Source organism: Salmonella sp. 3C, from assembly GCF_025426275.1.
Taxonomy (GTDB): domain Bacteria; phylum Pseudomonadota; class Gammaproteobacteria; order Enterobacterales; family Enterobacteriaceae; genus Salmonella; species Salmonella enterica.
In genome coordinates, this window is the sequence record NZ_CP104858.1 from 4,724,233 (window position 1) to 4,738,561 (window position 14,329).

At 52.3% G+C, this 14,329-nt stretch carries 14 protein-coding genes, 2 tRNA genes and 2 pseudogenes; 4 read left to right on the top strand and 14 right to left on the bottom strand.

Annotated elements, in window-relative coordinates:
- Positions 1 to 33 precede the first annotated feature (33 nt).
- Positions 34 to 1,764 carry a hypothetical protein gene (locus N7E69_RS23115; protein ID WP_000669120.1) on the top strand — a complete coding sequence of 577 codons (1,731 nt, stop codon included), beginning with the start codon at positions 34 to 36 and terminating at the stop codon, positions 1,762 to 1,764.
- A gap of 57 nt (positions 1,765 to 1,821) precedes the next feature.
- On the opposite strand, the pseudogene N7E69_RS23120 reads toward N7E69_RS23115, so the two are convergent.
- Positions 1,822 to 1,926, bottom strand: a pseudogene (locus N7E69_RS23120) (DUF520 family protein); the annotation flags it as partial.
- 47 nt (positions 1,927 to 1,973) lie between these two features.
- Here N7E69_RS23120 and N7E69_RS23125 point away from each other — a divergent pair.
- Positions 1,974 to 2,147 (top strand): hypothetical protein, encoded by a 174-nt coding sequence (locus tag N7E69_RS23125; protein ID WP_000957535.1) that lies wholly within the window; start codon positions 1,974 to 1,976, stop codon positions 2,145 to 2,147.
- Positions 2,148 to 2,668: 521 nt separating this feature from the next.
- Here N7E69_RS23125 and N7E69_RS23135 read toward each other — a convergent pair.
- Complete coding sequence (locus tag N7E69_RS23135; protein WP_000428189.1) at positions 2,669 to 4,123, bottom strand: AMP nucleosidase; 1,455 nt, start codon at positions 4,121 to 4,123, stop codon at positions 2,669 to 2,671.
- A 45-nt stretch (positions 4,124 to 4,168) separates the two neighbouring features.
- On the opposite strand from N7E69_RS23135, the gene N7E69_RS23140 reads away from it, so the two are divergent.
- A complete protein-coding gene (locus N7E69_RS23140; protein ID WP_001536381.1) occupies positions 4,169 to 4,330 on the top strand; it encodes a hypothetical protein in 162 nt (53 codons plus the stop codon).
- Here the strand turns inward: N7E69_RS23140 and N7E69_RS23145 are convergent.
- From N7E69_RS23145 to N7E69_RS23160, 4 genes and pseudogenes are all read right to left on the bottom strand, one after another.
- Entirely contained in the window at positions 4,319 to 4,645 is a 327-nt protein-coding gene (locus N7E69_RS23145) for a DUF1493 family protein (RefSeq protein ID WP_000228159.1), read from the bottom strand. The two genes, N7E69_RS23140 and N7E69_RS23145, sit on opposite strands and share 12 nt — an antisense overlap.
- Positions 4,639 to 5,102 (bottom strand): annotated as a pseudogene (locus N7E69_RS23150) (STM2901 family protein). The gene N7E69_RS23145 and the pseudogene N7E69_RS23150 overlap by 7 nt, the downstream one beginning before the upstream one ends.
- A gap of 419 nt (positions 5,103 to 5,521) precedes the next feature.
- A tRNA-Asn gene (locus tag N7E69_RS23155) sits at positions 5,522 to 5,597 on the bottom strand.
- A gap of 140 nt (positions 5,598 to 5,737) precedes the next feature.
- Entirely contained in the window at positions 5,738 to 7,195 is a 1,458-nt protein-coding gene (locus tag N7E69_RS23160; RefSeq protein ID WP_001675746.1) for an EmmdR/YeeO family multidrug/toxin efflux MATE transporter, read from the bottom strand.
- Positions 7,196 to 7,354: 159 nt separating this feature from the next.
- Between N7E69_RS23160 and N7E69_RS23165 the strand changes: the two genes are divergently transcribed.
- Positions 7,355 to 7,430: transfer RNA gene (locus N7E69_RS23165), tRNA-Asn, on the top strand.
- A gap of 225 nt (positions 7,431 to 7,655) precedes the next feature.
- Here N7E69_RS23165 and ldtA read toward each other — a convergent pair.
- The 8 genes from ldtA to N7E69_RS23205 all read right to left on the bottom strand — a co-directional run bounded on the left by ldtA (position 7,656) and on the right by N7E69_RS23205 (position 14,328).
- On the bottom strand, positions 7,656 to 8,585 hold the full coding sequence (gene ldtA / locus N7E69_RS23170) for a L,D-transpeptidase (RefSeq protein WP_001252816.1): 930 nt from the start codon (positions 8,583 to 8,585) through the stop codon (positions 7,656 to 7,658).
- A gap of 77 nt (positions 8,586 to 8,662) precedes the next feature.
- Positions 8,663 to 9,733, bottom strand: coding sequence for a nicotinate-nucleotide--dimethylbenzimidazole phosphoribosyltransferase (gene cobT / locus N7E69_RS23175; RefSeq protein WP_001193983.1), 1,071 nt, complete (start codon positions 9,731 to 9,733; stop codon positions 8,663 to 8,665).
- 26 nt (positions 9,734 to 9,759) lie between these two features.
- Positions 9,760 to 10,503 carry an adenosylcobinamide-GDP ribazoletransferase gene (gene cobS / locus N7E69_RS23180; protein WP_000039997.1) on the bottom strand — a complete coding sequence of 248 codons (744 nt, stop codon included), beginning with the start codon at positions 10,501 to 10,503 and terminating at the stop codon, positions 9,760 to 9,762.
- On the bottom strand, positions 10,500 to 11,045 hold the full coding sequence (cobU, locus tag N7E69_RS23185) for a bifunctional adenosylcobinamide kinase/adenosylcobinamide-phosphate guanylyltransferase (RefSeq protein WP_000973148.1): 546 nt from the start codon (positions 11,043 to 11,045) through the stop codon (positions 10,500 to 10,502). Before cobU ends, cobS begins: the two co-directional genes overlap by 4 nt.
- A complete protein-coding gene (locus N7E69_RS23190; RefSeq protein WP_000189667.1) occupies positions 11,042 to 12,562 on the bottom strand; it encodes a cobyric acid synthase in 1,521 nt (506 codons plus the stop codon). Before N7E69_RS23190 ends, cobU begins: the two co-directional genes overlap by 4 nt.
- Positions 12,559 to 13,374, bottom strand: a complete 816-nt coding sequence (locus tag N7E69_RS23195) for an energy-coupling factor ABC transporter ATP-binding protein (RefSeq protein ID WP_000881542.1) — start codon at positions 13,372 to 13,374, stop codon at positions 12,559 to 12,561. The genes N7E69_RS23190 and N7E69_RS23195 overlap by 4 nt, the downstream gene beginning before the upstream one ends.
- 8 nt (positions 13,375 to 13,382) lie before the next feature.
- A complete protein-coding gene (locus N7E69_RS23200) occupies positions 13,383 to 14,060 on the bottom strand; it encodes an energy-coupling factor ABC transporter transmembrane protein (RefSeq protein WP_000147122.1) in 678 nt (225 codons plus the stop codon).
- A complete protein-coding gene (locus tag N7E69_RS23205; protein WP_000753212.1) occupies positions 14,047 to 14,328 on the bottom strand; it encodes an energy-coupling factor ABC transporter substrate-binding protein in 282 nt (93 codons plus the stop codon). Before N7E69_RS23205 ends, N7E69_RS23200 begins: the two co-directional genes overlap by 14 nt.
- Position 14,329: the final 1 nt, after the last annotated feature.

Sequence of the window (14,329 nt, forward strand, 5' to 3'; positions counted from 1 at the left end):
TATTCAAACGGAACTGAAAGGATACACGTTGCTATGAAATTTAAATTCGCCACATTACTCACAGCCGCCACGGTTTTTTACTCTTATCAGAGCGTTGCACAAAGTCAGCAATCGCCTGATGTCTGGTCAGTTGTCGAACAGAAACTGCAAAATGCCGTCCCTTTAAATGAAAACACCACTTTTAAATCGCAGGCAGCCTGGTTTGAATTACACAGGGAACTGTTTATGTACGGCCCGATGAGCCGTGCGGATGCATTACTGAAAAAGCTGGACACACAATCGAATGATGCGAAGTTTTCGCTAAACCATGAGGCCTCGTGGATCGCTGAAAATAATAGCCCGGATGCCGCGATGGTTTTCCTGTCCAAAATTGGTCTCGATAAACCGTCGAGCATTACCGCCTACGAGAGCTACGTTGATGGCTGGGTTAATCGCAAACAGCCTGAAAAAGCCTTAGCCCTTCTTAGCAAAAATGCCGACGCGAGGAATTTTTATTTAGCCACGGTTTTAAAATCCTGGCACTCAGATCCTGATAAAACCGCCGCTATTTATAATGAAAATTACGCTGATAAAATTGTTGTTCCTTATACTCAGCTAAAAATGCTGCTTATTATTGCGAAGCAGTACCATGCCAAGGGCGACACCGCAAAGGCGTTGGTTTACGCTGATAGCGCGCTGAAAATGTTTGATACGGCTATTGCTCAACAACCGAGTGCTGAAGCCTACCGTTATCAGGAGTATCTCGACCTGATGGAGATCTATTACGCCACGGGTAATAAAGAGAAGGCGATGGCGTTGTCTGCGAGATTGCGCAAAGCAACCGGCAATAAAGGAAGCTATTTCCAGTATTCATTACCGGGATTGCTCTCTTTTTATAAGAAAAACGAGCTGACACAGAATTATCAGGAGACGCTTTCAACCTATGTGACGCAGGTCGATAAAATATTCAATTTTGCCCCTTCGCCGCGCATTGAAATGGAGCTGATTGATTTATTAAGCAAGCTTGATGATGTTGCGCTGATGAATAAGCGTATCGATTTGCTGATGAGCGCGCCGGAATATACCTGCTACGACGACAGGTATTGCTACGAGTACAAAATCAAAGCGCTGAAGAATCTCTTTCAGCATAAGCAGAATGCTGTGGCGGAAAAGCATATCGCAACCCTCTCCGCCGAGGCGCAAACCCTGACGTTCGCCGAATGGGAAGATGCAACAAATGAAATAGGTGAAGTACTCAAAGAAATTGGCCATCCTGAGGCAGCGCAAAAATTAGCCGTCAGCGCCGAGGCGATTTACCTCAGCCAAGCAAAAGCCTGGCCTGATGAAGATATGTCGCGTTCCTTTCAAAGACTTGCAGAGCTTTACGGCTATGGCAACGACACGGTGAATGCCAAACGGGTGTTACACCAGCACGTTCCCTCTCTCGAAGAGGAGGCGATGATCGACCACTACATGAATGCAAAACAGTGGAGTCAGGCAAGGGAATTGATGATTAACGCAGATAGGGTCGATAATAAAAACCTGATGCTGTTACGCCAGATTTGTTCTGAAAACACGCCCGAGTGTCAGGAACATATTACCTTTACGCTGAAAAAATTAACCACGCAGGCGTCGATTACCCGCCAGGACGACACCGGTAATCAGCAGCTTTATCAGATTGGGAATATTTTTCACAGATTGGGTAACATACCGGGAGCGGAACAGCAGGCGCTGATTCAGGCGTTGTATAACAAGGCCGCAGAGCCTAAAAAAGCCACGCCTTAATCGATTTACCCGCCCGGCCACCTTTCTCACATGCGGGAAGGCGGCGGGCGGGAAAAATCAATCGCGGAAGTTTTTGAACTGGAACGGCTGGCCCAGATTGCCGCCGCGCATCAGCACCATCGCTGCCTGCAGATCGTCGCGGGATTTACCGGTCACACGCACTAACGTAAATTCGAATCCAAACCCACAGAGATTACCGCAAGATATTAATGTTGACCCAACACCGCCTGCCGGAAGACCCGCGCTGGAACGCCCTGCACGAGGAGTTCAGCTTTGACGACGACGACAACCTGCTGGGCATGAACATGCCGCCCGAAGGTGGCGAGCATCAGGCGAAAGTCAAAGGCGACCGCCTGCTGCTACAGGGCAGACCACCACTATGAGTACGACGAGTTCGGCAATCCCATCGCTGACCGCTGGGGCAAGGCGCAGTGCCGGGAGCACCGATTTGAATGGAACGGCGAGCACCGGCTGGTGCGCTTTACCGACGTGCGCCACTATGATGATGAAGGCTTTCCGCGCCACTCGTGGCGCTATGAGTTCGATAATGGCGTGACCACCCTATATCCCTGTCCGACGCGAAAATCCTCAGTATCAAGCCTTCTGATAACCCCTTTAAGCTGATCGATTCTCACGGTCGGTATCTGCTTGTTAATCCGGGCTTGTGGGTCAGGCGCTCAAGGAGCGTGAAGTGTGGCGCAATGTTTTCGCCTTCCGGCGCGTTTCCTGGCATAGACGCGGTTATCGGCGACAGGTATCCGGCGATGGTGATGAAGCTCGCGGCACAATAAGGCCTTAGCGGGATGCAGAATCGCCTCCCGCTAAGGCTTCATTCAGCCGCTTTCCATATCACATAAATACGCCTCTTCCACTCCTGTCCAGCAGCAGGCGACAGCTCATTTCGTTAGCGAAACGGTGGCTCATTAAACGTGCGTAATTTACGTGAGTGCAAACGATCACCTTCTGCGCGTAGTAAATCAATAGCACGAATACCAATTTGCAAATGTTCTGAAATAGCCCCCTCATAAAACCGGTTTGCCTGCCCGGGCAGTTTAATTTCACCGTGTAAAGGTTTGTCAGAAACACAAAGCAGCGTGCCGTAAGGCACGCGGAAGCGATAGCCCTGGGCTGCAATCGTCGCGCTCTCCATATCAATCGCGACCGCGCGGCTAAGGTTGAATCGCAGCGCCGATGCGGAATAACGAAGCTCCCAGTTACGATCATCCGTGGTGACGACCGTTCCCGTGCGCAGTCGCTGTTTCACCTCTTCACCGGGCATTCCGCTAACCGCTTTGGCAGCGTCGTACAGCGCACGCTGTACTTCCGCAATGCTTGGAATAGGAATATCAGGCGGCAGAACGGCATCCAGCACATGATCATCGCGTAAGTAGGCATGGGCCAGCACATAATCACCAATCGCCTGACTTTCTCGTAACCCTCCACAGTGCCCAATCATAAGCCAGACGTCAGGCCGCAACACGGCCAAATGGTCGCAAATCGTTTTAGCATTTGAAGGGCCGACACCGATATTTACCAGCGTAATCCCCTGCCCATCTGCCGTTACCAGGTGCCAGGCGGGCATCTGATGCTTCTTCCAGGCCAGATCGGAAATAGCCTCTTCCGGCGCTTCCGTTTCTGCCGTGATCCAAATTCCGCCGGCACAGGAAAGCGCGATATAGGGACTGTCAGGATCAAGAATTTGGCTGCATCCCCAGCGCACAAACTCATCGACATAGCGGGTGTAGTTGGTAAACAAAACGAAGGGCTGAAAATGTTCAACCGGCGTACCGGTATAGTGCCGTAACCGGGCCAACGAGAAGTCAACACGACGCGCGTCGAAGTGCGATAGCGGATAGAATTCGCCGGGGTGGAACAGACCGTCTGCCGTCTCATCGCCAATCTGCGCCAGTTCTGTGGTAGGAAAATGGCGCGTTAGCCCGGCGCTCATAGAACGATCCAGCGTCAGAGCCGAGCCATCGATCACATAAGGATACGGGATCTCATGGTGCGAGGCCTCTACCGCAATATGCGCGCCATAATCATGGTAAACGAGGTTAAGCTGTTCCAGAAGATAAGCGCGAAATAGCGCAGGCCGCGTAACGGTAGTGGTATAACAGCCGGGATGAGTAAAGCGTCCAAAAGCGCGTGTTTTAGGCGGGTTCGGTGTCGCGCCATCCCAGCTTACAGACAGCGAAGGATAAACAAACAGTCCGTTAAGCCTGGCGTGGGGATCGGGCAGCGTACCGTTATCAACATAGTCAGCGATGGCTTCACGGAGCGCGTTAACCGACTGCTCGTATAGCTCCTCCAGGCGATCCAGCGCCTGCTCGGGCGTTAGGTTTGTGCCTTTATTTTCCATATTATTCTCCTTAGCGTTCACAGGTGAGGCACGTCATTCGATAGTATGACAGCAAAGGAGGAAACTAAAGGGGTTAGCGTAGGGGTGGCGACAGTAAACATGAACCCTTTAAAAAGAAAAGAGAACTATCTTAGCGCCACCATCATCGCTCAAAAAGAAGGGTACTGGTATAGCCATTTGTTAAGTTCATTACAATTAGTCATATAACCATTTCCCGGCTTTTGCTGACTCGATCAGCATGCTGATAGTGAAATCTGGGACGGGTACAGGTTCCGTTTTCTTGAACGGATGCCATGAAAAAGGGTGATTAGGAAAATAGGTTTCTATTCTGAAGTTACCTCGCTCGACATTGAGTTTCTCGAAGAATTTATTCATGAGATCTTCGGCTTCAAGTTCATCAATGCTCAGATCAGTATCAAGGTCAATCTCTGGTGTTAATTCCACTTGCTTAATGTTGAACAGATATGTGCCAGCATAAGGCCGTACAAGCTCGTAAACTTGCTGTTCAATATTGTCTACCATAACTTATCATTGCCCCGAGCAATGGTATTGTAGTCGCGTATAGTGCGATATGTTATTTGTGACACATCTGCGGCAAGGATAATTTCCCCGATCAAAGGAATGAAACGTCCAACAAACGGCGCAATGTTACGAACCATAACACGTCTGGCTGTCCACGGGGTGTAACCGCCTAACCATGTCGGAAGGGATATTCCAAAGGGAAATTTTGACTTTTTAAACACTGCACGTGCAGTCCTGGACGCGTATGATGTGCCTTTAGTCGCTCCAGCGGGTTTCGCCCTTGTCCAAAGATTATTACGACCTGATGCCAAAGCAACAACAGCCCCGAAATCTGCAACACCAATCCCAAACTGGCTTGCGGTATTCTCACAGAAAATCATAACAGAAGTTCGGCAGCAGTCAGATTGGATTTTCCTGCATAGAAGTATGTTCCATTTAGTTCTTCTACTGTATCCATTAGAAACTCTATAGTTACTATTTTGGTTTACTTATTGTACATCCTTGTTTCGAATGAAAGAAATCAATCTTTTGGGAAAGAACGGATCAAGATCACGGGAAATATCTGAAATCAGATGAAAGAGACAGTCGCGATTCCCACCAGGGGCATCACCTGGCAAGCTTGTGTGATCGCTCCGTTTGAACCGAACACATCTATATGTCAGCATACTGATACGGGTTTGATCTTGCGGATAGCGGTATCGGTTAATGCCATAGGTGGGGGCTCCATTTTCTCAGCGAACCGCGAGGCCCCGATTAAGCCCCTAAAAACTATGGATGTCAAAAAACCCGGTAAACCTTCTCAGGTCAACCGGGTAAAGATAATTTATTGTTTTTTAAACGTCTCCGGACTCACCAGGATGTCCCGAAACTAAAATCTGGCTCCTCTGACTGGACTCGAACCAGTGACATACGGATTAACAGTCCGCCGTTCTACCGACTGAACTACAGAGGAATCGTGTGAACGGGGCGAATATTAACGAGGTGCCCCTGGCTTGTCAAAGCCTGTTTTCACAAAAAAAGTTCGTTTGCTGCTTTATTCCACACTTCGGTTAAAATTCACCGTTTCCTGATGATTTTCACAGCAAAAAGCGCTTACTCCCTCTTTACGCGCGGGTATCTCCACAGCCAGCGCCCGCTTACCAGACGCCAGTAAAACAGCGCGCCGCGCACGGCCCAGTCAAGAAACATCCCCAGCCAAACCCCTACAACCCCCATACCCAGCACAATACCAAGCGTATACCCTGCCACAACGCGACAGCCCCACATCCCCAGCATCGATACCCACATCGCAAATCGCACATCGCGCGCGCCTTTAAAACCCGACGGCAACACCCACGCGGCCGCCCAAATTGGCATAAAGACAGCATTAAGCCAGAGCAGAACTTTCACTACCTCTTTTACGTCCTGCTCCTGGGTATAAAATGAGGCAAACAGACCCGCGAACGGCGCTGTCCCCCAGGCGATTGCCGTAAGTACGATAGTCGACATCCAGAATACATGGCGCAATTGACGCTCTGCCTGACCAATTTGTCCGGTACCAAGACGCTTACCGGTGATAATAGTCGACGCCGAACCAAGGGCGTTACCCGGCAGGTTGATAAGCGCCGCCACGGAAAAGGCAATAAAGTTACCCGCAATAACGTTAGTGCCCATTCCGGCGACAAACATTTGCGTCAGTAGCTTGCCACCGTTGAACAGCACTGATTCAATGCTCGCCGGAATACCGATACCCATCACTTCCCAGATAATGCCGAAATTCAGCGGCTTCAGATAGCTTTTCAGCGGAATGCGCAGCGCCGGATTAAAACCAATCATCAGCACCCAAATAATCGCTACTGCGCCGATGTAGCGCGAAATGGTTAATCCCAGCCCCGCGCCGGCAAAACCCAGCCCTTGCCAGGAGAAAGCCCCGTAAATCAGGATGCTGCTGATGATAATATTGAGAATGTTCATCCCGCCGTTAATCATCAACGGGATTTTCGTATTCCCTGCCCCACGCAGCGCGCCGCTACCGATTAGCGCAATTGCCGCAGCCGGATAACTCAGCACTGTCAGTTCAAGGTACGTTAACGCCAGCCCCTTTACTTCTGACGTCGCCTCGCCTGCGACAATATTAATAATTTCACTGCCGAAATAATGAATGACCACTGCCAGCACAACGGCAAATAGCGTCATAATCACCAGCGACTGGCGCGCCGCCGCCCTTGCCCGTCGCCTGTCGCGCTTGCCCAGGCTAAAGGCAACCACCACCGTAGTACCAAGATCGATAGCCGCAAAAAAAGCCATAATTACCATATTAAAACTGTCGGCAAGCCCCACGCCCGCCATTGCTTCCTTGCCCAGCCAACTGACGAGAAAAGTACTGAGCACGCCCATTAGCAAAACACAGGTATTTTCCAGAAAAATAGGGATAGCAAGTGGGGTGATTTCACGCCAGAACAACACTTTGTAGCTCTTGCGTTTGGCATACCAGGGCGTACGGACGACAGCCTGGCGTAAGGCAGTGGAGACGTTCAAAATGGACCTTAAAGAAGAGAGTTGAAACCACATTTCAATAATGAGCGAGAAATCGTAAGGCTGCAAAGCTTTTTGCAGAAAAAATGTCTGCAAATGCAACAAAGTGATGAGATAACCCGCAATCGAATCTGTAAGAGGTTAAATGGGGTTTGACAAAAATTTTTCCGCCGCTAATATACGACCCCACACGATTCCTCTGTAGTTCAGTCGGTAGAACGGCGGACTGTTAATCCGTATGTCACTGGTTCGAGTCCAGTCAGAGGAGCCAGATTTTAGTTTCGGGACATCCTGGTGAGTCCGGAGACGTTTAAAAAACAAGAACTTATCTTTACCCGGTTGACCTGATAAGGTTTGCCGGGTTTTTTGACGCCCATAGTTTTTGGGGACTTAATCGGAGGGCTAGCGGTTCGTTGAGAAAATGAAGCCCCTGCCATGACACTCACTACTAATACAGATACTCCAGCCCATGAAAACCAGCAATGCGACAGGATATTTAAAGGCCAGGCCTGCCCGCGCTAATGTTGACCGGCATTCCGGAACGGCGCTCCAGCACCTCATTAACCCGCGAAGTATCAACGTCATCCCCTTTGATAAACGTGCGCAGCACTGGCGTAACGGGCAATGGAACTTTTTTGTCTGACTCAAATTCAGCACGGTTGCGAGAAAGCGGTTCGTGTACCTCCAGCCAACGACTGCCATCCGGCTCTACCGAAAATTTAACGGGCCTGTCGATAATCTGAACGCGGGTTCCTACAGGAACATGGTCGAATAAATATTTAATATCGTCATTGCGTAAACGGATACAGCCCTGACTGACGCGAAGGCCAATGCCAAAGTTAGCGTTAGTGCCATGGATGGCATATAACCTGCCGATATATATTGCGTATAGCCCCATAGGGTTATCCGGCCCCGCAGGCACCATCGCGGGCAGCGTTTTTCCCTCTTTAGCATATTCCCGACGCGTATTAGCCGTTGGCACCCAAACCGGGCCATCTTGTTTGCGTTCAACCGCAGTTACCCAGTTGCGCGGCGTTTCACGGCCAGCCTGACCAATACCAATAGGTAGCACCTCAACCGTATTCGTGCCTGCGGGATAATAATAAAGGCGCATCTCGGCGACGTTTACCACAATACCTTCACGAACGGTGTCAGGCAGAATCAACTGCTGCGGCACCACCAGTGTGGAACCAGACTGAGGTAAAAACACATCCACGCCGGGATTCGCTTCAAGCATATTACTCAGCCCCTGACCGTAGCGGGCGGCAAATGACTCTAAGGGCTGAGTATTGTTCTGCGGTACGGCGATTGTGACAGGCTGTCCTACCAGACGACTGCCTTCGGGCGGCAACGGATAGCTTATAGCCAGCGAGAAATGGCTTACCAACAAGACGAAAAACGGAAAAAAAGGTGTGATACGACGCATTATATCCCTTCCTTTGTCGCGGCAGGTGTGCGTTAAGTATAGCTTTTTTCTCACATGGCTGGTGTTGTGCGCCCGGGTTATGTTGCGTTTGCGTTCCCCTCCGGCAGGACAATATTACTGGCCGCCAACTCCCCCATGTTGTGGAACATGGCGCACGCGGCTTCCACGATCGGCATCGCCAGCGCCGCGCCGCTTCCTTCACCTAACCGCATCGCCATATGCAAATAGGGTTCCATAGACAAATGCGCGAGCGCGATGCGGGCGCCCTTTTCCGCCGAAAAGTGCGACGGGATCAGATAAGGTCTCACCGCAGGCGCAATCTGACAGGCCGCCAGCGCTGCCGAGTAGGAAAGAAAGCCATCCAGCAATACGGGTAAGCCACACCTTGCCGCGCCAAGCATCACGCCGGTCATCCCGACCAGATCAAAACCACCCACCTTCGACAACACATCAATGCCGTCGCGCGGATTGGGCTGATTAATCGCAATCGCCCGCCGCACGACGTCCACTTTATTATCGATGCGGGAAGGCGGAAGATTCGCGCCAATCCCCACCACCTCTTTTGCATCACTTCCTGTAAAAACGCTGACCATCGCGGCGGCTGGCGTAGTGTTCGCCATTCCCAGCTCCCCTACGCCAAATAAGGTCACGCCGCGTTGCGCCAGGTCGCAGGTGTAGCGGGAAACCTCCAGCAAAAGCGCCTCAGCCTGCAAGCGACTCATCGCCGGGCCAACGGCAATATTTCCGCAGCCGCGCGCGACGCGCATATTAACTACGCCAGGAATAGGTTCGGCATCAATACCGACATCAATGACATGCACCTTCGCACCGGCCTGAGCGGCAAGCACGCATACGCCGGTTGTTCCCCGCGTCATATTCGCCGCCTGAATCGCCGTCACGATTTTGGGCGAAACCGCTACGCCTTCATCCCAGACGCCATGGTCGGCGCACATCACCAGCACCGCCTTTTCACCTACCTGCGGCGTACCGTTAAGACCCGGCATACCCGCGAGCTGAACGGCTAAGGTTTCCAGTCTGCCCAGGCTGCCCGGCGGTTTGAGCAGGCCGTCAATATGTTGCTGCGCACGCGCCATCGCCTCGGCGTCCGGCGCAGGAATGTCACGGAGTAAAGCGTGTAGTGTCTGCATAAGATGTCTCGTCCGTAATAATCGGCTCATAACAGAGCCAGCAGAAAGATCAATTCACCAAGTTCGATCGCCGCGCCCAGCGTATCGCCGGTTTGACCGCCAAGCGTACGTTTAAGCAACTGGCCAAGGATGAAAATCGCCGCGCATGTGACCACCATTGCGGCCAACCCTTGCATACCAGGCAGTAATACCGTGGCGACGATTACCGCCAATCCCAGAGTAATGCAGGTTTGCCGTCCGCTGACTTTACCGATAAATACATTGCCAAGCCCCTCTTCACGGGCGTAGCGATGACGGTACATCAATAAAACGGCGCTGCCGCGTCCGGCCGCACAGGCCGCCGCCAACGCCGCCAACATTGGCGTTCCACGTAACGCCAGTTCGCTGACCACCAGAATTTTTGCCAGTAGCACAAAAATAAGCGCCAGCCCGCCATGGGTTCCCAGACGACTATCACGCATAATCTCCAGCATTCGCTCACGGCGGCGCGCGGAAAAAATACCATCGCAGGTATCGGCCAACCCATCCAGGTGAAAACCACCGGTCAGCAACGCCAGCGCCAGAATACAGAACAACGCCGCTAGCGGAATACCGCACCAGGGTTGCAGGAGGATGAAAATCAGGCCGCTTACCCCTCCCAGAATCAACCCGATAAAGGGAAACATCACGATCCCACGCGAATACTGCTCGAAATCCAGTCCCTGCGACCAGCGTGACGGCACGGGCAAGCGGCTAATAAAAGCGAGCATGGCCCAAAACAGCTTACTCATTTAATTTTGACTCCAATACCTGAGACCACCAGCCAGACCTCATCCGCCGCTGCCGACAGTCGTTGGTTGACCCGACCGGCAATATCACGAAAATGGCGCGCCAGACGGTTTTCCGGGACGATCCCCATTCCCACCTCATTTGTCACCAGTACCACTTTCGCCGAGCAGCGCTGGCAGGCTGCAATTAAAATCTGAATTTCATCGTCAATGGCGCGCTCCATCGCCGCGTAATCCCACTGTTCGGGATCGTTTTCGCCTCCCAGCGCAAACAGCAGATTCGTCACCATGGTGGTAATACATTCCAGCAAAATCGCGTCGTCAGGGGCAAGATCCGCGGTAATCAACGTATCAAGATGCCGCCAGCATTCTGCGGTCCGCCAGTGTGCCGGCCTGCCATCTTTATGATGCTGAATTCTCGCCGCCATCTCGTCATCAAGAATCTGCGAGGTGGCGATATACAGTACCTGCGGCGCATCGCCAATTAAGGCTTCAGCATGACGGCTTTTACCACTACGCGCCCCGCCCGTCACCAGAATCATCATACCGGCTCCTGATGCTGTTGCATGATGGTATAAATTTTATCAATATCAATATGTTGCCGCATCGCTTCCGCCAGCAGATCAAATTGCCGCGCTTTATGCTCCGCATAACAAAAAGTCGTTTCCCACGGCGCAAGCCCTTTTCGTGCCCGTAACCCATTGACCACCGCACGGGTAAACGCATCGCTGTCAAACAGGCCGTGAAGGTAAGTGCCAAACGCCAGTCCGTCGGCGGTGACCGCGCCATCCGCCACAGAGCATCCATTTTTCTGTAACGTCATGGCCGTACAGCATCCTTCCTGCAGCACCGTTTCCCCCATGTGGATTTCATAACCGCGTACCGGTAGCCCCGCCGCGGCAGCCAGCCAGCTGGGCAGCTCGCCTGACATTGTCGCGTTAACCTGCGTCGTGATTTTATCCTGTGCAAAGCGAGTGATCGTATTAAGCAGCCCCAGGCCCGGCTGCGTACCCAGCCCCGACTCCACCTCATCCACAATAGTGTCGCCCAGCATCTGGTAGCCACCGCAAATTCCCATCACCGGCACGCCCTGCCGATGTGTCTGCAATAGCGCATCCGCCATCCCGCTTTCGCGCAGCCAGGCGAGGTCGCTCAGCGTATTCTTACTGCCCGGCAGGATCACCAGATCAGCGTCAGTCAACGCTTCCGGGCGGCGAATATAGCGTATGCGCACATCCGGCTGCGCCGCCAGAGCGTTAAAATCCGTAAAGTTAGAAATATGTGGCAGTTGCACAATGGCAATAGTGATATCACGGGGGGCGTTACCGCGATATTTATCGTTTTGCAGCGCGACGCCATCTTCATCTTCCAGATCCACATCCAGCCACGGCATCACTCCCAGGACCGGGACGCCGGTAAGCGATTCGATTTGTTCGATACCGGAATAGAGTAGCGCCACGTCGCCGCGGAATTTGTTGATAATGACGCCCTTTACTCTGTCACGCTCCTGTTTATGCAGCAGCGCCAGCGTGCCATAAATAGCGGCGAATACGCCGCCTCGGTCGATATCCGCCACCAGAATAACCGGACACTGGGCCATTTCCGCCATTCCCATATTGACGATATCGCGATCGCGCAGATTGATTTCCGCCGGGCTTCCGGCGCCTTCCAGCACAATAACGTCATATTCCTGCGCCAGGCTGTTATAGACCGCAAGGATTTGCTCACGCAAACGCGGTTTATAGTCATGGTAACTCACCGCATCCATATTGGTCGCCACTTTCCCCATCAGCACGACCTGCGCCTGGCGATCGCTGGTCGGTTTGAGCAGCACCGGGTTCATACGCACATCTGGCGTGATCCCCGCGGCTTCCGCCTGAAAAATCTGCGCCCGCCCCATCTCTTTACCATCCGACGTAATACCAGAATTAAGCGCCATATTTTGCGATTTAAACGGCGCGGTACGCAGACCATCCTGATAAAAAATGCGGCATAAACCCGCCGCCAGCACACTTTTGCCGACGTCGGATGCCGTCCCCTGCAACATAACTGCCTGCGTCATGACGCCTCCCTGAATGCGCACTTTTGCATTCGATGAAAAAACTCCGTTTCTGTTTTACACAGCGGCAGTCCCAGTTGAGTATGAAGTTTGACCAGCCAGGGCTGGGTTAGCCCCGCTTGTTCCATCGCTTCCGTACACGCGAAAACCTCGCCAGGCGCGCCATGCGTCAGGATCTGGCCCTGGCGTAACACGTATACGGCATCGCTAATTTCATAAATAAGATCGATATCATGGCTGGAGATAATGACATGATTGCCCTGCGCCACAATCCGCCTGATGATAGCAAGCATCTGAGTGCGCCCTGCGGGATCGAGACCAGCAGTGGGTTCATCCAGCAATAGATAGCGCGCCTGTAGCACCAGCGCTCCGGCGATAGCCACACGTTTTTTTTGCCCATGACTCAAACACTGAATGGGCTGATGGCGAAAATGTTGGGCGTCAACCAGCGTTAGCGCCTCGTCGACGCGGCGCGTGATTTCCGCCTCCGGCACCCCCAAATTACGTAAACTAAACGCAATGTCGCTATCGATATCAGTATAAAAAATCTGCTGTTCAGGGTCCTGAAAAACCGTCGCAACTTGCTGGCGCAGCGCCAGTAGTCCGCGCTTGCTGTAATCCAGCGGTTTTCCCTGCCACAACACGGCCCCTTTTTGCGGACGCAACAGGCCGCTCAGGTTCATAAAAAGCGTAGACTTCCCACAGCCGTTCGCGCCCACCAAACCGGTAACAGGCGAGAGCGAAAAATCCAGATTTAACCCTTTAAGTACCGGCTCATCCTGATATCGGAACCACAGGTCTGAAGTGGCAAGCATAATAGTCCTTACAGGTGAAAATCACCCTGATACAGTTTGATATCCAGCGTGGTAGTCATTTGCTGATAACGCATTAACACCCGCGTAAACAGGAGTCCAGTCAGCATTGCCAGAGATCGATAGCCGTTCGGCAGGCTGCAATAACCAAAACGCAGCGTTTGCGAGCGACGAATTGCCGCCGCCTCATCCAGAAGAATAAAGAGAAAGCGCCACGTTAACAGGATTTGCTCGGTAAGCAGGCGTGGAATATGCGCGCGCTTAAGCAAGCTAATTAACTGCGGAAACGGTAGGTTCATCACCAGCCACAACGTCGCGGACAGCGCCGTCAGGCTACGCCAGAACGTTTCATTCGCCGTAACCACGCCCGCACGGGTAATCCCGATCCAGTACGGCCCAACAGATATGCCAGCCAGCAGCATTTGCGGCTCGCGGCTGATGCTGAAGATAATCGTTATCACGCCGACCAACAAAAATCCAAAAGGTATCGCCATCCATCGACACCAGCGCCAGAGGGATATGCGCAATAGCCAACAGCTCAATCCGGCAATGATCAGCAGCTCAATGCCCTGCCCTACAGGCGGCAGAACAAACGCCAGTATTATCATCGCCAGCCACAGCAAAAACTTGCGCTGCGGCGCAACGTGTGCCCAGCGGCTTTGATAGCTGAGTCGATCAAGCCCGGTCATCACGGCGTTGTTTACCTTTGCAATACCCCAGGATATAAAAAATCACCGCCGCGCCAAGAGAGCCCTGAAGGGTAAACAGCAGGCTTTCAATTTCACCGCTGGCAGGTTCATATAACGGCTGAAACCAGGGTTTATACTGCGGCGCAATAGCCTGAATCTGGCTTTCCGCTTCGCCGTCTGAACCGCCATATTCACCGCCATGGTTAATAAAAAACGGCAGAATCACCAACGCCACCACCATCGCTAACAACATCAACGTTTTTTTCATT